Origin of the sequence: Phytoactinopolyspora alkaliphila, from assembly GCF_010550695.1 — a bacterium.
In the GTDB taxonomy this organism is placed as follows: Bacteria; Actinomycetota; Actinomycetes; order Jiangellales; family Jiangellaceae; genus Phytoactinopolyspora; species Phytoactinopolyspora alkaliphila.
The window spans coordinates 76,401-96,778 of sequence record NZ_JAAGOB010000010.1; the positions used below are offsets into that span (position 1 = coordinate 76,401).

Annotated in this window: 15 protein-coding genes and 1 tRNA gene; 9 read left to right on the forward strand and 7 right to left on the reverse strand. The window is 67.0% G+C overall.

The features are described 5' to 3' along the window. The first annotated feature begins 352 nt into the window (after positions 1-352). Positions 353-625 (forward strand): WhiB family transcriptional regulator, encoded by a 273-nt coding sequence (locus G1H11_RS18030; RefSeq protein WP_281352440.1) that lies wholly within the window; start codon positions 353-355, stop codon positions 623-625. Between the two features lie 388 nt (positions 626-1,013). On the opposite strand, the gene G1H11_RS18035 is transcribed toward G1H11_RS18030, so the two are convergent. Together G1H11_RS18035 and G1H11_RS18040 are read right to left on the reverse strand one after the other, a co-directional pair. Next, positions 1,014-2,324, reverse strand: a complete 1,311-nt coding sequence (locus G1H11_RS18035; protein WP_163819988.1) for an AarF/UbiB family protein — start codon at positions 2,322-2,324, stop codon at positions 1,014-1,016. Between the two features lie 64 nt (positions 2,325-2,388). Then, positions 2,389-3,369 (reverse strand): TOMM precursor leader peptide-binding protein, encoded by a 981-nt coding sequence (locus G1H11_RS18040; RefSeq protein WP_163819989.1) that lies wholly within the window; start codon positions 3,367-3,369, stop codon positions 2,389-2,391. A 771-nt stretch (positions 3,370-4,140) separates the two neighbouring features. Between G1H11_RS18040 and G1H11_RS18045 the strand changes: the two genes are divergently transcribed. Continuing rightward, positions 4,141-4,791 carry a M48 metallopeptidase family protein gene (locus tag G1H11_RS18045; protein ID WP_163819990.1) on the forward strand — a complete coding sequence of 217 codons (651 nt, stop codon included), beginning with the start codon at positions 4,141-4,143 and terminating at the stop codon, positions 4,789-4,791. Positions 4,792-4,855: 64 nt separating this feature from the next. Here G1H11_RS18045 and G1H11_RS18050 read toward each other — a convergent pair whose 3' ends face one another. Next, the gene (locus G1H11_RS18050; protein ID WP_163819991.1) at positions 4,856-6,202 is read right to left on the reverse strand and encodes a zinc-dependent metalloprotease; all 1,347 of its coding nucleotides are present in this window, start codon (positions 6,200-6,202) and stop codon (positions 4,856-4,858) included. Between the two features lie 74 nt (positions 6,203-6,276). Here G1H11_RS18050 and G1H11_RS18055 point away from each other — a divergent pair, with 74 nt between their 5' ends. The 3 genes from G1H11_RS18055 to G1H11_RS18065 all read left to right on the forward strand — a co-directional run bounded on the left by G1H11_RS18055 (position 6,277) and on the right by G1H11_RS18065 (position 8,949). Continuing rightward, positions 6,277-7,380 (forward strand): NAD-dependent epimerase/dehydratase family protein, encoded by a 1,104-nt coding sequence (locus tag G1H11_RS18055; protein ID WP_216843892.1) that lies wholly within the window; start codon positions 6,277-6,279, stop codon positions 7,378-7,380. Between the two features lie 3 nt (positions 7,381-7,383). After that, positions 7,384-7,806, forward strand: coding sequence for a molybdenum cofactor biosynthesis protein MoaE (locus G1H11_RS18060; protein ID WP_163819993.1), 423 nt, complete (start codon positions 7,384-7,386; stop codon positions 7,804-7,806). A 93-nt stretch (positions 7,807-7,899) separates the two neighbouring features. Beyond that, entirely contained in the window at positions 7,900-8,949 is a 1,050-nt protein-coding gene (locus G1H11_RS18065) for a YlbL family protein (protein WP_163819994.1), read from the forward strand. A gap of 123 nt (positions 8,950-9,072) precedes the next feature. Here G1H11_RS18065 and G1H11_RS18070 read toward each other — a convergent pair whose 3' ends face one another. Further along, positions 9,073-9,618, reverse strand: a complete 546-nt coding sequence (locus G1H11_RS18070; protein WP_163819995.1) for a PPA1309 family protein — start codon at positions 9,616-9,618, stop codon at positions 9,073-9,075. A 184-nt stretch (positions 9,619-9,802) separates the two neighbouring features. Between G1H11_RS18070 and G1H11_RS18075 the strand changes: the two genes are divergently transcribed. Both G1H11_RS18075 and G1H11_RS18080 read left to right on the forward strand, forming a co-directional pair. After that, positions 9,803-12,751: a UPF0182 family protein gene (locus tag G1H11_RS18075; RefSeq protein WP_163819996.1), complete on the forward strand. Its 2,949-nt coding sequence runs from the start codon at positions 9,803-9,805 to the stop codon at positions 12,749-12,751. Between the two features lie 243 nt (positions 12,752-12,994). Next, positions 12,995-13,071: transfer RNA gene (locus tag G1H11_RS18080), tRNA-Met, on the forward strand. Positions 13,072-13,166: 95 nt separating this feature from the next. Here G1H11_RS18080 and G1H11_RS18085 read toward each other — a convergent pair. Beyond that, a complete protein-coding gene (locus G1H11_RS18085; RefSeq protein WP_163819997.1) occupies positions 13,167-14,168 on the reverse strand; it encodes a nitrilase-related carbon-nitrogen hydrolase in 1,002 nt (333 codons plus the stop codon). A gap of 315 nt (positions 14,169-14,483) precedes the next feature. Between G1H11_RS18085 and G1H11_RS18090 the strand changes: the two genes are divergently transcribed. Further along, positions 14,484-15,773 carry a lipase family protein gene (locus G1H11_RS18090; protein ID WP_163819998.1) on the forward strand — a complete coding sequence of 430 codons (1,290 nt, stop codon included), beginning with the start codon at positions 14,484-14,486 and terminating at the stop codon, positions 15,771-15,773. A 33-nt stretch (positions 15,774-15,806) separates the two neighbouring features. Here the strand turns inward: G1H11_RS18090 and G1H11_RS18095 are convergent, their stop codons facing one another. Both G1H11_RS18095 and G1H11_RS18100 read right to left on the reverse strand, forming a co-directional pair. Next, positions 15,807-16,637, reverse strand: a complete 831-nt coding sequence (locus G1H11_RS18095; protein ID WP_216843895.1) for an SDR family NAD(P)-dependent oxidoreductase — start codon at positions 16,635-16,637, stop codon at positions 15,807-15,809. Between the two features lie 132 nt (positions 16,638-16,769). Then, entirely contained in the window at positions 16,770-18,161 is a 1,392-nt protein-coding gene (locus G1H11_RS18100; protein ID WP_163819999.1) for an FAD-binding oxidoreductase, read from the reverse strand. A gap of 236 nt (positions 18,162-18,397) precedes the next feature. On the opposite strand from G1H11_RS18100, the gene G1H11_RS18105 reads away from it, so the two are divergent. Then, entirely contained in the window at positions 18,398-20,329 is a 1,932-nt protein-coding gene (locus G1H11_RS18105) for a lamin tail domain-containing protein (protein WP_163820000.1), read from the forward strand. Positions 20,330-20,378 lie beyond the last annotated feature (49 nt).

Consider the following 20,378-nt stretch of genomic DNA (forward strand, 5'->3'; position numbering starts at 1 on the left):
TTCGATGATGATCGTCAAGAACTCGCATCCGCAAGACCGCGTCTCGCTGGTCGCCTATGCGCGTACGAATGCCCCCATCGGTCTTTCTCCGTGGACGGGGCGTCGTTCCGTTTCCCCCATCGAGGCTCCGTCGACAGGTGGAGTGCGTCCGCTGGCAGGCGACTGCTTCGAGCTGAGCACGCGTCTCGTCGATATGGCCAAGGGTGGAGTCCGTCTCCGCAGTCTGGGTCCGCCGATTTGATCACATGATCGGTGCCTTCCAGGCCGCGGAACCCCTCACCCGGGATCCGCGGCCTTTTTGTTTGTCCGCCACCGATGAATCGAGCAAGGAAGGGAGGTGACCGATCTCATGATGCTGGCGAGTGTTCTCGACGACGCGCTCGTGACCGACGAGGTGATTCCATGCCGGACCGACCCTGAACTCTGGTTCGCGGAATCCCCGGTTGACGTGGAGCTAGCCAAAGACCTCTGCCGGGTCTGCCCTGTGCGCATGCAGTGTCTGGCAGGTGCCCGGGCGCGGCGTGAGCCCTGGGGAGTCTGGGGCGGCGAGCTGTTCGAGTCGGGTGTCGTCGTACCCCGCAAGCGTCCTCGAGGACGGCCCCGCAAGACCGAACTGGCGGCGTGACGCATGCACCCAGGCAAGAACCGTAGGGAGTGAACGAGCTGTGACTAACCATCCTGACCTGGCCAAACGAGACCAGACCGATCTGATCTTTCGGAGCGACAACATGAGTTTGATGAATGAAGACCTCGCGCGAGCGCATTGTCGCGAGCTACGTGAGGACATAGTGATGCACCACCGGGCGAGGCGAGTGCTGGTAGCGCGCAAGCTCGAACGACGCGCCGCTCGCGCCGCTCAGCGTGCCCGCAGACTCGCGGCTGCCGCAATAACGGCGTCCAGCCGCGCCGTGTAGCGATCCACCGCCCTGATCCCAGCCCCTGGCATGGGTTATGGTCGCGATTCCGGCCGAAAACAGGCCGATCAACGACCACAACCCATGCCAGGGGTCGGGTCAGGGGGTGAACTCGGGGATCCAGCGCTCGAGCTCGTCCCGGAACGGCGCCTCGCAATCGAGCTGGGACAGCACGCCGATCCCTCCGATCCACACTCGGTGGACGAGAAGGTACGACGGTGGAACGTTGAGCTTGAGCCCGATCGTGTAGCCGGGTTGGCGGGGATCGTTGATCCGGTTGAACTGTTCCCGCATCCATGCCCGGCTGAAATGGAACGTCTCTGTGGCCGCCGGCTCCAGGAACGGCGCCAGATAGTGATAGAGGCCCTCGGGGTCGACGGTGATGTGCGGCAGGATGAAGCCTTCGTCCCGCAGGCCGTTGACCATCTCCTCGGTGTCGCCCTTCAACGCACGCGTGAGCAGGCGGCCGATTGAAGGCGGCAGCCCTTCTGGAAGCCTGGCCACCGCTCCGTAGTCCAGCACGCCGAGCCGGCCGTCGGGCGTCACCCGGTAGTTGCCCGGGTGGGGGTCGGCGTGCAGAAGGCCGGCCCGGTGCGGACCGGAGAAAAGGAAACGGACGTACAGGAGGCCGACTCGGTCTCGTTCCTCCTTGGAGCCCTCGGCTATGACGGCCGACAGAGGTGTGCCGTCGAGCCACTCCGAGACGAGAACGTGCTTGGCACCGTGCACCAGCCGGGGGACCGCGAACTCCTCGTCGTCTTCGTACGCCAGGGCGAAGCCGTCCTGGGCGTCGGCTTCCATCCGGTAATCGAGCTCCTCCATCATGCGGTCATGGAGCTCGTCGAGGATCGCTCTCGCGTCTACACCCGGCACCAGCGACCCGAAGGTCTTGCCCAGCCGCGCCACCTGGTTGAGGTCCGAGCGCAGCGCCTCGTCGGCCCCGGGGTACTGGACTTTGACGGCGACGTCGCGACCGTCGTGCCAGACCGCGCGGTGTACCTGCCCGATCGACGCCGCGGCGGCGGGTTGGTCGGTGAACGACACGAAGGATCTGCGCCAGTCAGGGCCGAGATCACGCTTCAGGACCTCGTGCACCGTGCGGGCAGGCATCGGCGGCGCGGATTCCTGGAGCTTGGTCAGGGTCTCTCGGTAGGGACCGGCAAAATCCTCCGGCATCGCCGCCTCGAGCACGGAGAGGGTCTGGCCGAACTTCATCGCCCCGCCTTTGAGCTCACCGAGGACCTTGAAGACCTGTTCCGCGGTACGGCGCTGGGCCTCGGCCGATACCGCCTCGGCCGATCGGCCGCCGATCCGCTTGCCGAGGCCCAGGGTCGCTCGGCCGGCGACCCCCAGCGGAAGGCTGGCGATCTTGGCGGCGCGGGAGACGGCATTGCGTGGAAGGTCGTTCACCCCTCCATTCTGCAGTGTCTTGCCCGCAGATGCGCGTCGTCGTGGGCCGGGCACCGGAGAAAGGTCAGATGACCTCGCCGGTACCCGGGTCCGGCCAGGTGCAGCCGCACTCCGGATGTGGACGCCAGGTGCGGCGGCGAGGCAGGCCGTAGGGCAGCTCCACTTCGAGTGTTCCGCCGACGGTCGCGACGTCGAAACCGTCGATGAACGCCAGCACCTGTGCGGCCGCCAGACCGGCCACGGCGGTGGCGATGCTCGCGTCACAGGCCGGCGCGGGTGGTGGCTTGCGGGCAGCGTGATCGCGCACGGTGGGCCAGCCGGGGTCACGGTCCGTGCGGTGCAGGTCGAGGCAGCGCAGGCAGGCCGACGTCCCGGGAACGACGAGCGGGCCGACTACGCCGGTGATCTCGGTGACGTGAACCAGCAGATGCGCAGTGCCGCTGCGCAGCAGGGCGTCGGTCAGCCACGTGTGCTCGAAACCGGCGTCGGGAGCGAGCACGACGAAATCAGGGCCCGGGCGCTCGACACTGCGGAACCCCGATCCGGTGCCCAGAAACGGGTGCAGAGAACGTGTCCGCGCGATGCCAATCGCACTCGCCGGATGCCCGGCGGGAGACACGTCGGCATCCGTCACCAGCGCTTGATCGTCGACGTCGACGTCACCGATGCCGCCAGCGGCGAGCAGCCGGGCGACCGAAGCGCCGACGCGACCTGCCCCCACCACCTCGATGTGCCTGCGCCCGCGCGCGGCGAAGCTCGACGCGCCACCGTCCGGCGATCTGTCGACCAGGCTCAGGCTGGATTGGTCCGGGGCGTGCCGCGGTAGCGGGGCGTTGTCGGGCCGATGCTGGTCGCCGTCGACGGCGGCGCCGGACGTCACGAGAAGATCCACCAGACGATCGGCGATGTCGGCCGCGCCGCCGGCCGCGACCGCCAGGCTGCGAAGGGTGGCGAGATCGTTCCGCCCGTCCATCGCGCGCAGGACCGCGATCTCAGCAGGGCCGAGCCCACCGAGGATGAGTGCTCGCCCGGGCGAGGTACCCACCTGGAGGGTGGAAGAGTCGCGCCACGCCGACGGTAACGAAGGATGAAGCAAGGGACGCACGGCCGGTGAGCCTCCACGAAAGACGATCTGTGCTGAACGGCTGACAAGAAGGATCTTGCCGTGTGCACGAGATTCCGGCCATCCGCTGTCCACAGAACTCATCGCGCGTGGGGCACGGCTCTACCGTCGCGCGGAGATGCTCGCGGCCCGGCGGCTCCCACGCGCTGGCGACCGCCGAAGAAGGCGGCGGGATCTCAGCACCGCCCGGCCCAGGCGTGCACCTTCCCCGCCGTGCACGCCCGTACCGCCGTTTTCCGAGATCCCGCCGGGACGTCTACCGACCGCCGCGCTGTTCACCGGTACCCGTCATATCCGCCTCCCGGCGGCTGTGGTCGCGACATCGGAGGGCACGCGGTGTCCGTAGCTCTGCAGCGAACGTACGGCTGCTCGGCAGTATCCGCAACATGAACGGCACATGGACTTCCACGGCTTGTGGATAAACCTGTGGAGGACTTGTGCAGGGATGTCGATAAGACTGTGGACGGGCGGTGGGCGGGCTGTTGACAAGTGCACCGAGAAACTCACGCCGTGGAGTTGACCTGCGCCGATATTGTCCACCGGCTGTGGAGGAAAAGAAATCGGGTGATGTTGGCAGAATGCTCTCGCGCGCCAGCAGAACGTCTCCGGGCAGACACCGGGGGACGAGTTATCCACATGAACAACCAGTACAGGTCGCGTTCGGGTTACGGTGCATGGTATGGCACGGGCTGGATGGCGAGCGTCACCGTGGAGGCGAAGTGGCGCACCGACGAGTACGAGGCCGGACTTGACCGGGTCTGTGGCGCCTGGTGTGGTGAAGGGCCGCGCGTGAGCGACGAGCGGTACGACCACACGGAGGTCGAGGTGCGCCGGTCCGTCCGGAGACGGCGAACGGTCACGGCATTCCGGGAAGACGGCCGCGTCGTGGTGTGTCTTCCGGCGCGGTTCACGCAGGCTGAGGAGCAGCGGTGGGTCGAAACCATGCTGCAGCGGCTGCAGAGCCAGGAACGCCGTCGTCAGCCGAGCGACGAGCAGCTGCTGCGCCGAGCTCGCGACCTGTCGCGGCGGCATCTCGACGGACGCGCCGAACCGGTCAGCGTTCGATGGAGCGCCTCACAACGAAGCCGCTGGGGCTCGTGCACGCCGTCGGACGGATCGATCCGCTTGTCGGAACGGCTGAAGGGGGTGCCGTCGTGGGTGGTCGACTACGTCCTGGTGCATGAATTGGCGCACCTGCTCGTCGGAAACCACGGCGAGGAGTTTTGGGAACTCGTCTCCAGGTATCCACGGTCCGAACGCGCCCGAGGCTTCCTGGACGGGCTCGACCACGCCGCGCATCTGGGTGAGGGGCACCAGCGCGATGGTCTTCCGGACGAAGGTTAGTTCCCTGCATGAGATCGTCCGTTGTGGCCATCTGTGGAGCTCGCCCGGTACCTCGTGCAGGTGGCTAGCGCTGGTCGTCTTCGGACGGCGGTTCGTCGTCCTTCTCGTCGCTCTCGGCCCGAGCGTCGAACGCCCGCTCCAGGTCTGAGACGTCGATCGCGTCGTCCCTGGTGAAGAACGCCTCAGGGTCGGTCAGGTCCTCCGACGAGGGCATCAGGTCCGGATGCGCCCAGAGGGCGTCCCGTCCTGCGGGACCTCGCTTCTCTCGCGCGGCGGCCCAGAACGAGGCGGCCTCGCGCAGGCGTCGCGGCCGGAGCTGCAGGCCCACCAGGGTGGCGAAGGTCTGCTCGGCTGGGCCGCCGGCCGCGCGGCGGCGCCTGACCGACTCGCGCAACGCCGATGCCGACGGCAGGCGTGCCTCGGTCGCTTGCGTGACGACCTCGTCGACCCAGCCTTCAACCTGGGCCAGCGCCAGTTCCAGGCGGTCCAGGGCCGCCTTCTGCTCCGGCGTGTTGTCCATGTCGAACAGCCCGCCCTGAAGGGCCTCTTGCAGCGCTTCCGGGTTGGCGGGATCGATGTCGCGCATCTTCGACTCGATCGCTTCGGTGTCGACGCTGACGTGGCGGGAGTACTCCTCGATCAGGGAGACGATGTGGGAGCGCAGCCACGGCGCGTGCGCGTAGAGGCGGACATATGCCGCCTCGCGGAGCGCCAGATAAAGCGTGACGTCGCGAGCGTCGACGCCGAGGCCCTCGCCGAAGGCTCGGACGTTGGCCGGCAACAGCGCTGGATGCCCCTCGGCGAGTGGCACGCCGATGTCGGATGCTCCGCAGACCTCGCCCGCGAGGGTGCCGATGCTCTGCCCCACCTGGGCACCCCACATGGAGACGCCGACCTGCTGCAGCATGCCCACCAGCGGGCCTGCGGCCTGGGCCATTTCCGGCGGCAGCGACTTGCCCATGGCCTCGGCGACGCGAGCGGCCACGGGCTCCACCAGGCCGCGCCAGGCAGCTTGGGTGCCCTCGACCCACTCGGCCCGGCTCCAGGTACGCGGTGAGCCGCCGGTGGCGGGGAACGTCGTCGCGTCGTCGAGCCACGTTTCGGCGAGGCGGAAGGCGTCGTCGACCTCACGCCGTTCCGACTGGCTGACCGAGCGGTCGCCGCCAGCCGCCACCACGTCACGCGCGGCGGAGTTGGCCAGGTCCCAGTTGACCGGGCCACCGCTCCAGGACAGCATCTTGCCGATCTGCTGCAGCATCTGGCCGAGGTCGGGGTTGCCCTGGGGGCCGCCAGCGCCCATCATTCCGAACAGGCCGCTCAACGGGTCCGTCGGTCCGGTGCCGCCCGGATCGTTCGCCTTCTTGTTCTCGTCGTCGTCCTCGGGACGGAAACCGAACGGCAGATCACTCATAGTTAGCTCTCAGGCAGGATGGGAAGCGGTAGGAGCGCCTCATGGACTCCACCGTAGTATCTGGAGGAGTAAACGTGGGCACACAATCGCGCCGGGTTCGCGCTGGGCGCAACCGCGCACAGGCCGGCCTGGTGGTCGCCGTGACCGGCGCCGCGTCGGCGCCGGGGACGCAGCTTGCCCGCCGCCTGGCGGCTTCCGAGGACATCCGGCAGGTCATCGCCCTCGACCGGGTTCGCGGGGAGGCCGACGACGTCACCTGGCGGGTGATCGACGTCACCGACCCGGCCATCGTGACGAGACTCACAGGCGTCGACGTGGTCATCCACGCCGCCGTCGACCTCAACGTCACCGATGACGTCGCCGAGCGTTCGCACCGCAACGTGCGCGGCACCCAGGCGGTCCTGACCGCGTCGGCCGCGGCCGGCGTTCGGCGGGTGATCGTGCTCAGCAGCGCGATGGTCTACGGCGCTGACGCGGAGAATCCCGTGCCTCTCGACGAGGACGCTCCGTTGCGGGCACCGGCCGACGGCGGACTCATCAGCGACCTGCTGGAGATCGAGGCCTTGTGCGCGCGTTCCCGGCGGGCACATTCCGGAACGGCGGTCACCGTCATTCGTCCGGCCGCTGTGGTGGGTCCGGGTGTGGACACGGTTTTGACCAGGCATTTCGAGGCTCCCCGGTTGCTCGTGGTTCGCGGTGCGGAGCCCGCCTGGCAGTTCTGTCATATCGACGACCTGGCGTCCGCTCTGGAGTTCGTCGCTGTCAACGACATCGACGGGCCGCTGGCCGTCGCCAGCCCAGGCCACCTCGATCAGGAGGCGGTGGAGGCGCTCTCCGGGCGAGGCCGAGCCGAGATGTCGGAGTCGTTCGTCTTCGGGACCGCCGGCCGCCTACATCGTCTTGGGGTGACCCCGGCGCCGGTCAGTGAGCTGCATTTCGTGACGAAACCGTGGGTCGTAGCGCCCGAGCGCCTGACAGCCGCCGGCTGGCGAGCCGAGTACACCAACGAATTGGCTCTCCAGGCGCTGATGGAGGCGGTGGGCGGCCGGCACGCGCTGGCTTCCCGACGGATCGGAAAACGGGAAACCGCCGCGACACTCGGCGCGGCGGGCGCCACTGTTGCCATACTCGGTACGGCGGTGGTGATCCGCAAGGCGAGACGGAGAAAGCGGGGGTAAGCCATGGGCGTGATCAAGCTGTTGAGCGTGCGGCGGGAGGCCCTGTCCACGGACGAGGTCCTCGCTGCCGTCGCCGATCCTGGCGCGGGCGGTACCTGCGTGTTCATCGGAACCGTCCGGGACGTCGACGACGCCCGGCACGTGCAGCGCCTGGAATACGAGGCGCATCCGTTGGTCGAGAAGGAGCTCCGGAAGGTCGCCGAAGGGGTGGCCGCCGAGATTCCGGTGCAGGGGCTGGCCGCGGTTCACCGGGTGGGTGAGCTGGACATCGGCGACGCCGCCGTGGTGGTGGCCGCTGCGGCCGCGCACCGTGACGAGGCGTTCGCGGCCTGCCGGAAACTGATCGACGACCTCAAGAGCGGCGTACCCATCTGGAAGCGCCAGGCCTTCGCCGACGGATCCACCGAATGGGTCGGCTCCCCGTAGGGGCCGGCCGGGTCATGCACAGGTCCGGAGCCGGGGGCGTAGGTGCATAACCCACGTCCGAACAGGTCTGCCGGACGCCTTACTCTAAGCTCGATGACCCGCCGTTCTGTCACCCTCTCCGTCTCCGGTGCGCTGATCGTGGCGTTGATCGCCATCGCATCACTGCTGCCGGTGCCGTACGTCGTCTATTCGCCCGGGCCGCTTGAGGACACACTCGGTGAGTGGAACGGCGCCCCGGTGGTGCAGGTGGACGGTGGAGTCGAGACCTTCGAAGCCGAAGGCACGCTCGAGCTCACGACCGTAGGCGTGACGTCGGCGGACACGAAGCTCGACCTGCTGACGGTCCTGCGGGCGTGGATGGACGCCGATCGCGCCGTCGTCCCCCGTGACACCGTCTACCGGGAAGACGAAACCGCGGAGGAGTCCCGCGAGCAGAGCGCCCGCCAGCTGGCGCGCTCCCAGGAGACGGCGAAGGTGGCGGCCTTGCGTCATCTTGGCTACGAGGTGGACGAGCAGATCCTGGTGGTGACCGTGTTCGACGGCTCACCGGCCGACGGTCTGCTCGAGCCGGGCGACATCATCACGTCGGTCGACGGGGTGAAGGCGGCCTCGCCGGCTGAGGTCGCCGACATCGTGGTGGACCGCGAACCCGGAGACCCGGTCGAGTTCGGTATCCGGCGCGATGACGACGACATGGTCGTCACCGTCGAGACGGAGCCGGCCGAGGACGACGGACGTCCGGTGGTGGGAATCGGACCGGACTGGGGATACGAGATGCCGGTCGAGATCACCATCGGGATCGACGAGCGGATCGGCGGGCCGAGCGCCGGCATGATCTTCGCGCTGGCCATCTACGACACGCTGACCGAGGAGCCCCTGGTGGACGGAGCGCACGTCGCCGGGACGGGGGAGATCTCCGGGGAGGGCGAGATCGGCCCTATCGGAGGCATCCAGCAGAAGATCGCCGCCGCCGAGGAGGCCGGCGTCGAACTCTTCCTCGCACCGTTGAGCAACTGCGACGAGGCGTCCAGCGCCGATAGCGGCGACATGCAGGTGGTCCCGGTGGAGACGCTGGAGGACGCCATCGAGGCGGTCGACACGTACACCGACGGTGACGGCAGCAGCCTGCCCAGATGCGGGTGACCGCCGCGCCGCCACACCGTCCCCATCCGCCCGCCCTAAATGATCATGTAAACCATGTTTTCTCGTGCTTCACCAGGGCTGCAGGCATGGTGAAGCACGAGAAAACATGGTTTACATGATCATTTAGCCGAGGGTCTCAGCGAGGGCGTTGCCGATCTCGGGCGAGAGCTCGGCGTCACGGATGAGCTCGGTGTCCTCCTCGTGTCCGCGCACCCTGAGGACCGAGGATCGCGAGCCGTCGCGCAGCACGCCGACCACGATGCGTACGTCGGCCCGCTGTGGGTGCTTCTGCGCCCAGTCGGTGGCGGCATCGTTGTCTTCCGGAAGCTCTTCCTCGGCTCCGGGCGGGAGGACGATGCGCTCGATCGCGAGCGCGCAGCCGCGCACGGAGTCGGGCCAGGTGATGGTCGGTAGGAGATCTTCGAGCGCCCGATCGGCGAGGTCCTGCTCGATGGGCGTGAGGGCGTCGTCGGAGATGGGCGTGTGTTTCAGTCCCAGCCGGTTCGCGAGATCGGGCTCGCGTTCGAGCAGCTCGCCGGTCGGTGCCAGCGCATACAGGCGGGGACGCTGGTCCCATCCACCCTCCTGGACATGGTGTTCGATCTCGGCGACTGCCCTGGCCAGGGCTGCGGGATTCTGGCCATCCTGGCCGTCGTGCTCGATGCTCATAGGGGTGACACGCTCCTGCGTACGCTTCGGGTGTGTGACGGCGGCAACTGTCGGCGCCTATACCCATCAGGGGCGGCGATCCACGTTGCGTGATGCCGATGTTGTCGAGAAGAAACCACATCGTTGAGGTCGGATACCCATACCGGTTCGAAAACCGGTGTGATCGTAAGATAGCTTTCGTGGGGTGAGCCAGAGCTTCCCCCGCCCAGCAGGTCCGTATCGCGGATCTGGTCCTTCGCGCCGTTCTCGTGCACTCGTACCGACTCTCATCGTACTAGCCGTCTTGGCGGTGTCGTACCTGCTGCTCGTCAACTTCTGGACCGAGCGGTTGTGGTTCGACTCAGTTGACTTCACGCGCGTCTTCACGACGCAGCTCGTGACCCGGGCCGGCATGTTCGTGATCTTCGGCCTACTCATGGCGATCACGGTGGTCGTCAACGGGCTCGTCGCCTACCGGCTGCGGCCGACGTACCGGCCGATGAGTATCGAGCAGCAAAGCCTCGACCGTTACCGCGACGCCATCGACCCGGTCCGCACCTGGGTATTGGGCGCGGCTGCCGTGCTGATCGCGATCATCGCGGGTGCCAGCGCCGCGGGCCAGTGGCGGACGTTCATGCTGTGGCTCAACGGCCGGGACTTCGGGACCGTCGACCCCCAGTTCAACGTCGACCTCGGCTTCTTCGCGTTCTCCTACCCATGGTGGCGTTTCGTCCTGAGCTTCGGCTTCGGTGTCGTCGTCCTCGGGTTGATCGTCGCGGCGGTGACTCATTACATCTACGGCGGAATCCGTCTGCAGACGGCCGGCGAGAAGGTCAGCCCGGCCGCGCAGGCTCACCTGTCCGTGCTCATCGGATTGTTCATCCTGCTCAAGGCCGTCGCCTACTGGATGGACCGCTACGCCCTCCTCATCGATGACAATCCGTTGTTCACCGGCGCCAACTACGCCGCCGTCAACGCCATCCTGCCGGCCAAGATGATCCTGATATTCGTCTCGGCCATCTGCGCGATCCTGTTCTTCGTCAATGTCTGGCGGCGCAACTGGACACTGCCGGGCATCGGCGCCGGACTCCTGGTTCTGTCGGCCGTACTGCTGGGTGGGCTGTGGCCGTTCATCGTCCAGCAGTTCCAGGTCAACCCCTCGGAGGCCAGCCGGGAGGCGCCGTACATCGAGCGCAACATCGAGGCCACCCGGGACGCCTACGGCATCGACGACGTCGCGATCAGCCCGTATGAGGCCACCAAGGCCGTCACGACGGGTCAGCTCGCTGACGACGCCGGCACCGTGCCCGGCATCCGCCTGATGGACCCGAACGTCATCCAGCCGGCGTTCCAGCAACTGCAGCAGGTTCGCGGGTTCTACTCGTTCGCCAACCCCGCAGACGTCGACCGCTACGAGTACGAGGGCGAAGAACGCGACATGGTCGTCGCCGTGCGCGAGATCTCCGTCGCCGGCATCCCGGAGGGCCAGCGGAACTGGGTCAACGAGCACACCGTCTACACCCACGGCTTCGGCATGGTCGCGGCGTTCGGTAACACCCGGGACACCGATGGCTCGCCGCTTTGGGCGGAGGAGGACATTCCGTCGCGGGGCTTCCTGGGCGACTACGAGCCGCGAGTGTATTTCGGCCAGAACTCGCCGGAGTACTCGATCGTGGGCGCGCCCGACGGCACCGAGCCGGTCGAGTATGACATCCCGGAGGACCCGGAGACCGGTGGCGAGCGGTACAACACCTACGACGGCTCAGGCGGCGTGCCGATCGGCTCGTTCCTCAACAAGCTGCTTTACGCCACCAAGTTCCAGGAAGCCAACATCTTCCTCTCCGACCGGGTGAACCCAAACTCGGTGATCCTCTATGATCGCGATCCCCGGCAACGGGTGGAGAAGGTGGCGCCGTGGCTGACCGTGGATTCCAACCCATTCCCCACGGTGGCCGACGGACGCTTGGTGTGGGTCGTCGACGGGTACACGACGCTGAACTCCTTCCCGTACTCGCAGCGTGTCTCGCTGGAAGAGGCCACCAGTGACTCCCGCACACTGCGGCCGGCGCTGGCGGCGCAGCCAGATGACTTCATCAACTACGCCCGGAACTCGGTGAAGGCCACGGTCGACGCCTACGACGGCACGGTCACTCTGTACGAGTGGGACGAGACCGACCCGGTGCTGCAGAGCTGGATGGACGTGTTCCCGGACTCGGTGGTGCCGAGTTCGGAGATCTCCGACGATCTGATGGACCACTTCCGGTATCCGGAGGACCTGTTCAAGCTGCAGCGGCGGATGCTGGAGCAGTACCACGTGACCGATCCGTTCACCTTCTATGGTGGCCAGGACCGCTGGGTGGTGCCGAACGACCCCACCGCGACCATCGAGACCGATCAGCCGCCGTACTACCAGTCGATTCAGCTGCCCGGTACGGACGAAGGCGTGTTCTCGTTGACCACGACCTACACACCACGAGGCCGGCAGAACCTGATCGCCTTCATGACGGTCAACGCGGACGTCAGGCACGAGGACTACGGCAAGCTCACCGCGCTTCGCCTACCTGGGTCGACACAGATCGACGGTCCGGGCCAGGTCGCCAACGCGTTCGAGAGTGATCCGGAGATCGCCCGGGAGCTCTCGCTGTTGCGGCAGGGAGATTCCGACACAGTCGTCGGTAACCTGCTCACCTTGCCCGTCGGCGGCGGTCTGCTGTACGTGCAGCCCGTCTACGCCATCCGGGCCAGCGGTGACGCGGCGTATCCACTCCTTCGACGGGTTATGGTCCGCTTCGGTGACCAGATCGGTTACGCGCCGAGCCTGCAGGAGGCTCTCGACCAGATCTTCCGCGGCGAAGCAGGTGTCGAAACCGAGGAAGAAGGCGAGATCGAGGACGACGCCGTTCCGGACGTCGAAGGCGAGACGCCCGAGGATCCGCCAGCGGATGAGGAGCCGCCAGCGGATGAGGAGCCGCCCGCGGACGAGGAGGACGTCACGCCTCCGACGGGTGACCTCGCCGAGGCCATCGCCGAGGCGCAGGAGGCCTGGACCGACGCTCAGGCCGCTCAGGCCGAGGGCCGGTGGTCTGACTACGGTGAGGCGCTCGACCGGCTCGAAGCTGCGCTGGAGCGTGCGGCTCAACTCTCCGGGGAGTGACCCACGTCACCTGATCACCGATTGGCCGTCTGATCGCTTCGCAAGCTCGCGATCAGACGGCCAATCGCCGTTTCTGTGCCGCTGTTGGTCACCTGATCGTGTCCCAGAACGTGGACAAGAGACGATCAGGTGGCAAAAACGCCAGCTCAGAGTGCATTTTGTCATCTGATCCAGATTGCTCCCGTGCCCCGGCGCAGTTCGATTTGGTGCTGAGTCCGACATCGCATAGCATTGTCCTTGCGACGCGGGGTGGAGCAGCTCGGTAGCTCGCTGGGCTCATAACCCAGAGGTCGCAGGTTCAAATCCTGCCCCCGCTACCAGGCGAAACGCCCTCGGAGGGATTCTCTCCGGGGGCGTTTTCATGCGTTCTGTAACCAGAATTTGTCACCAACCGGGCTGCAATCTGGGCGCCGGGCTAAACCACCCGCCGATCGTTGCTCCTGGGATCGCCGTGGATCAGGTGGGATTCGTAGATGCCTGAACGGGCTGTCCGTCGCCAGCGTCGAGCCGGGTTGTCTGGATCACGAAAGATCTCGGCGGTGATGAGCGAAGGCATTTCGTCTTGCGGGCATCGGGCCACCCACACACCGTCCGGAGAGATCACGCCTGACTGCGCGCTCGCCGCGTGCCGTGCGTCCGCGGCGTAACTTACCCAATAGCTGTTGTTTGCCGCGTGCGCTTGGGCCTCGGCAGCGAATACCCAGCTATCAGCTGGCTCGGGAGCGCCGGCTGTGGAGAAAAGCACGCAGTCGACGTCGAGTTGCTCGTACTCGATGAATGTCTCCGGGAAGTGCACCTCCATGCCTGAAGAGAGCCCGAACCGCACGCCATCGACGTCGAAGGTCACAGGCATGGAGCCAGGCGAGTACATGTACGTGATCTTGGTGTTCGACAGCATCCGCTCGTCGTAACGAGTCGCCATCTCCCCTTGATCAGAGATGACGTACAGACTGTTGTGCGGCCGGTGCGGTGGGCTGAGGGGATGTATCGAGCCCACGACCGTCCATAGCCGAAGTTTCCGTGCCGACTCCATGGTCTCGGCTAGTTCGTCGCGCAGCACATCCCAGGCTGCCCTGTCCCAGTCGGCCGGGCCGAGCCGATCGGGGCCATCAATGGACACCTTGAGCTTGTGCGGTGAGCACAGGGCACCTTCAGGGAAATGGACCAGCCGCGCACCCGAGTCGTGCGCCTCGCGCATCAGACGCCGGACCTGCTTCCCGCTCTCTCGCACTGCAGGTCCATCGCAGGGATCGTCACCAAGGACTACCTGCGCCACGGCCAAGAGCACACGTTCTGTTTCCGGCATGACTTCTCCAGTCGGCATCGATCGGAAGTGCCGGAGGGCAGACGTGTAGGACTCACCGGTTTTGGCCGCTCGGGCTCGCACACGGCGCTTGAATTTCCTGTTCGCTGTCATCTGGCCTTCCACGCCTCGTACGCCGATCCCCCAGCGATCATGACGCCCGAGACAGACAGACCAGGGCAACGACCCCGAGACAGCGATCCCTTTGCCTCCGTGGAACGACCAAGCTGGGGAAGGCCGATGGAGGTTCGGCGTGGGGCCACGCCGGTTAGGACGCTACCAAGGGCTACGCCACGAGACAACCACCCTGATCGCACTGGCACAGAGCCGGAGCACGCTTCCCTGTGGTCCCCGTTCGTGGTCGAGCCGCGCCGGACACTAGCCATTCGACAGATTCGGGACATAGGTCACCGCTCGTACGGTCCGTACATGCCTATGACATTGATGCCCAGGCGCCCGTTCGCGGCAATTGCCCTGCTCGTGGGTGCCCTTCTCTGCGGCTTGGCCGCTCCTGCGGCTGCGCGGCCCATGCCGGCGCCGCCATCGGACGATGATGCCTACTGCGACGAGGCGTGCCAGTGGGCATTGCAGCAACAACACGAGAACGCGATCACCCGCACCAGCTTCTACGACCCTCCAGATCCGCTGCCGGACACGACGATGGGCACGCTCCTCCGGCAGGAGCCGGGAACGGGATACGACCGCGTCAGCGTCGAGATGGCGATCACGCGGATTCTCTACGTCTCGGCGGACTCCGCAGGCCGCCCGGTAGCCGCGGCAGGGGTTGTGCTGACTCCCACGGGCGAGCCTCCACGCGGTGGCTGGCCGGTGATCCTGCACGCTCACGGCGTGAGCGGGATGGGCCAAGCGTGCGCGCCGTCATTGATGAGGGATCTCTACCACGGCGACCAGATCGAGCGATTCGTCGAGCAAGGCTGGGCGGTGGTCGCGCCCGACTATGCCGGTCTCGGCACCGACGGGCGACATGAGGTCGGCAACAAGGCCGCGGCCGCCAACGACGTGCTGTCTGCGCTTGAGGCGGCGCGGCGGGCGGTCCCGGGGCTGCACAAGGACTGGATCCTCTGGGGCCACTCCCAGGGTGGAGCGGCGGTTCTCGCTTCCGCCGAACGTCTGGCCAACCGGCCGATGGCCGGCTATCGAGGCGCCATGGTCACGTCGCCGCCGTCGGACCTTCACCGCGTGATCGCCCATACAGTCGCCCAGCCCGGTCTCGGTGTCTTCCCGGCCGCATTGGCGAAGGCCGCCCACGTCAGCGATCGACGAGTCAGGTTGGACCGAGTGCTGACACAAGCGGCCCTTGACCGGCTGCCGATAGCCGACACCGGCTGTCTGGGCGCGATGACCGCGGTCTACAGCGGACTGACCGGATCGGACCTGGTCGTGCCGCGCTACCTCTCCGAGCCGCATTTCCGCCGGTTCCTTGAAGAGAACCGCACCGGGCGGAACAGGATCGCCGGTCCGCTGCTCCTGCTTCAAGGCGAGGCCGACACCGTGGTCCCGCTGCACTTCACCGACGACGTCGCGAAAGACCTGTGCCGCAGGACTGTGCACGTCGACTATCGGACCTATCCCGGAATTGAGCACGACACCTATCCGGGCTGGGTGGTCGGGATCACCGACGCAGCGATGCCGGACATGCTCGACTGGGCGGCCGCACGGTTTGGCGGCGAGCCGGCGACCTCGAGCTGCGCCAGCTGACCTAGAGCCGACGCGTGCGTGAGACCTCGAGTCTCAGCGTAGTTCGATGGTGTTGCCTGTGACGAGGGCGGCGGCGTCAGAGCAGAGGTAGGCGATCACGCCGGCTACCTCGTCCGGCCCGGCGACGTGGAAGAGGTCCGGGCTGTTCTGGACCAAGGTGGTGACCTCGTCGTTGACCCAGCCGGTGTCGGTCACGGGCGGGTGGACCATGTTCGCGGTGACGCCGTGCGGGCCGAGTTCGGCGGCCGCGGACATGGTGTAGTTCACCTGGGCGGCCTTAGCCGCGCCGTAGGAGACCTCGCCGGGGAAGCCGAGCCGCCCTCCGGACGTCAGACCGACGATCCGTCCCCAGGATGCGCCGCGCTCCAGGTGCCGCCGGGCGAACTCCGCGATCAGCAGCGCAGGCCCGCGGGCATCGACCGCCATCAGGCGGTCGGCGGTGTCGAGGGTGACGGGCTGCAGCGATCGGCCGAACTGGTCGATGCTCGACGCCGCGAACGTGTCGGCCATCCATCCGCTGGCGTTGTTGATCAGCACCTCGACCGGGCCGAACGCTTGCTCGGCCGCGTCGAAGAGCCGGGCCGGGGTGGCCGGGTCGGCGAGGTCACCCTCGACGGCCTCGGCCCGGCCTCCGGCGGCGCGGATGGCCTCGACGACGTCGTCCGCACCGCGTGCGCGGTTCTCGCCGTAGGCCGCGGGGGTGCCTGGGTCGGCCGGGTCGTCCAGCCGCAGGTAGCTGATCAGAACGGCGGCGCCCTGCGCGGCGAGCAGTTTGGCGGTCTCGGCTCCGATGCCATGGTTCGCGCCGGTGACGAGCGCTACTCGTCCGGAGAGGCCAGGCAGGACGTACGAAGACGTGGACACGAAGAACGAACCTCCGGGTAGGCGTGCTGTCGACGCGGATGATCCTAGAGCCGCGACGCCGCGTGGGCGACCGATTATCTCCGTCAGCACACTAGGCAGGGCCGGGTGTGCAGGGTGGCGCCCGAGCGTCGGTCAGCCGGGCCTGACGTTCTGGTTCAACCGGAAGAAGTTGGTCGGATCGTAGGTCCGTTTGAGCGTCTTGAGCCGGCGGTACTTCTCCGGGCCGTACGCCTGCTCGATCCGGGACTCGCCTTCCTCCATGAGGAAGTTCACGTAGACGCTGGTGTGATACGGCTTCAGTGCGGTCCAGAAGTCACGGGCCCATTCACGTTCGTGGTCGAAGCCCTCGGCGGTCTCGGAGTTGCCGTTGATGTTGAAGCTGTGTCCGGCGCCGCGCCCGTTGAACGCCGTCTCATCCTCGCCCACGCGGGCCACCGCGCCGCCGAGCTGCCACAGAGCCAGGCTGGTGATGGGCGACAGGATCCGCCGGCCATACTCGGCGATGATGTCGATGACGTCGTCGGTCAACTCGGCCACGTCACACGAACGCACGTAGTACCAGCGCCCGGGCCGGAACGACGGATCGAAACTCTGCTGATGCTCCAGGTACGGCTTGGGGGCACAGAAGTCGAGCACCGGTGATCCGAAAGACTTCAGGGCCTGAAGCGCCGTTTGTCCTTCCGAAACGGAGCCTGCGTAACACCCGGCGATGCCGATCAGCCGCTGCCCTGCCAACTCGGCGGGAACGGCCGGCGTGGCTGGTGCGCGCCGGAGGGCGACGATGGTCATCAGCTCGTCGGGGCAGCCGGCGATCCAGTCACGGTAGAACCGCAGAACCGGGACCGCCTGCTCGACCGGCCAGTACACCGTGCCCGCCATCACCTGAGGCCCGAGGGGGTTCAGGTGAAACTCGAAATCGGTGACGATGCCGAAGTTGCCGCCTCCGCCGCGCACGCCCCAGAACATGTCGGGATTCTCCTCGGCGCTCGCGGTCACGGTGTCGCCGTCGGCCGTCACCATCCGCACCGAGATCAACTGATCGATGGTCAACCCGTACTTGCGCATAATCCAGCCGATTCCGCCGCCGAGGGTGAGCCCGGCCAGCCCGGTGTGGGTGACGATCCCGGCCGGTACAGCCAATCCGAACTGCTGTGTCACCTGATCGAGCTCCCCGAGCAGGACGCCGGCTTGCGCGCGGACTGTCCTGTTCTCCGGATCGACACGGATGCCGTCCATCGGGCGGAGGTCGATCACGAGACCGTCGTCGCACACGGACAGACCCGGGAAGCTGTGTCCGCCGCTGCGAACGGCCGTGAGCAGGCTGTTCTCCCGGCCGAAACGCACAGCGTTCACCACGTCGGTGGGATCGGCGCAGCGGGCGATGAGTCCCGGCTTGCGGTCGATGGATCCGTTCCACACCCGCCGGTGGTGCTCGTAGGACTCGTCGTCCGGCCCGATCACCTCGCCGTGGAAAGCGGACCTCAGCGCGCCCACCGCGGCGTCGTCGGCGGCGAAGGTGTTCATGACCTGGCTCATTGGCGCCCCCTGCTATGAGAGCAGCGTGGCACCAGCCCGCCGTCCGCGCAAGAGCGGTGCTGCGGATCGATAGATCAAGGTCGGTTTTGGGACGTTGGTCCCTTGTGGGCAGATCGCTGGGTCCGCTAACGTCCGCGATCAGTGTTGTCGCGCGGTTGCGAAATGCGCGCTGCGCTGGGTGGATGGCTGGGCGCAATGCCCGAGGGGATCAGGGAGGATACGGAATGTGTGATGACGCACGCCTGAAAGCGGTGGGATGGATAGGGCACTGGCGGCGGCTGCTGTCGGTTGCGGTGATCTCGGCGCTGCTCGTGGGGTCGGGGGCCGCGTCGGCAGGCGCGACTGAGGAACCCGGCGACGGGCCGCCGGTCGTCGTCGACGTCGGGAACGAATGCGTCTACGCGCCGACGCCTGCGGGGCAGAACACCAACCGGCTGCGGATCGTGCTCGGTGCAGGTCACGTGTACGACGTCTCGGTGGACGGTGCGCCGGTTCAGCCGAACGACGGCGACGCCTTCGACACCACCGCAGCGGACGCCGACACGGCGTTCTTCCACGACGTTCCCGTGGTCAGTGCGTCTCAGCCGAACACGGTCGTGATCAGCCACGAGGCGACGCAGCTGCATGAGAGCACCGTCCGCAGCGGTGACTGCTATCAGCAGGCGACAACGCTCACGATCACCAAGAGCTCTGGTCAGATCGAGAGTGGCGAGTCGGTCGTCATCGGCGGCGTACTCCGCACGACCGAGAACACGCCGGTGGCTGGAGCGACGGTCAAGCTGGAGCGCCGGCTTTCCGGCGGAAGCTGGAGTTCGGCAGGAACGACGACGAGTAGCGGCACTGGCCAGATAAGCCTGGCCAATACACCGGCCCGCGCCGCGGACTACAGATGGGTGTACGCCGGAACCGGTCGCTTCGCGAGCAAGACGAGCACCGTCACCAGTGTCGCCGTCCAGCAGCCGACCACGCTCGCCATCACCAGTAGCGCCAGCAAGATCAAGCGTGGTGAATCGATTACGGTCTCGGGCGAGTTGCGGACCTCGAGCGGCGCGGTGGTCAAGAACGAGCCGGTGGTGTTCCAGCGGCGTTTCGTCGGTGCCTCGTCGTGGACGACGGCGGGCAGCGTGGACACGAACAGCAGCGGAAAAGTGAGCTTCACGGCCAAGCCCACCCGGGACACGCAGTACCGGCTGCAGCACCGCCCGACCTCGGCGTACGGTGCGTCGGAGGCGACGACGACGGTGCGCGTGCAGCAACCGACGGCGCTCACCATCTCCAGGAGCACCAGCACGCTGACCGCGGGCAAGTTGGCGACCATCTCCGGCCGATTGCGCACCGGCGACGGCAGCAACGTGAAGGACCGGTCCGTGACCTTGCAGCGCCGGTTCGTGGGGTCGTCGTCGTGGACCACGGTGACGTCGACGAAGAGCAGCAGCACCGGCAGGGTGAGCTTCACCGTGAAACCGACCCGGCACACCGAGTACCGGTTGCGGCACTCCTCGACCACCTCGTTCGGTGCGTCGACCAGCGCTATTACGAAGCTCAGCGTGCGCCCGGCATTCACCCTGTCGAACTCCCGGCTTGCCGGCTTGCTCGGCCGGACGACGACGCTCAAGGGCAGCGTCAGCCCGTCCTACTCCACGCAGAAGATCCAGCTGCAGCAGCTGGTCTCGGGCAGCTGGCGCACCGTCCAGACCAAGAAGCCGACGAGCTCGGGAACGTACAGCTTCAGCGTGAAGCCCAGCAGTACGGGGTCGCGCAGCTACCGGGTACGCATCCCCGCTACGAGCCGCCACCTGTCCGTCACGTCGAGCACGAAGAAGATCGTGCGCTACTCGGCGAAGATCACCTCGATCCTTTACGACGCGCCGGGCGACGACCGGTACAACCTCAACGGCGAGTACATGGTGGTAAAGAACACCGGCTCAGTGACCATCAACCTCAAGGACTGGGTGGTGGACGCCACGCCGCAGCGGCGGGCGTTACCCAGCTACACGTTGAAGCCAGGCGCCTCGGTGCGGATCCACACGGGCTCGGGCAAGCAGAGCAGTGGCCGTATCTACCTCGGTTACAAGGCGCCGATCTGGAACAACGACGGCGACACGGGCCGGCTGTACGATCCGTACGGCTCGCGCGCCTCGACGTACACGTACTGATCCTGTGGCGGGGGGGGGGGCGGGGGCCGCCCCCCCCCCCCCCGGGCAC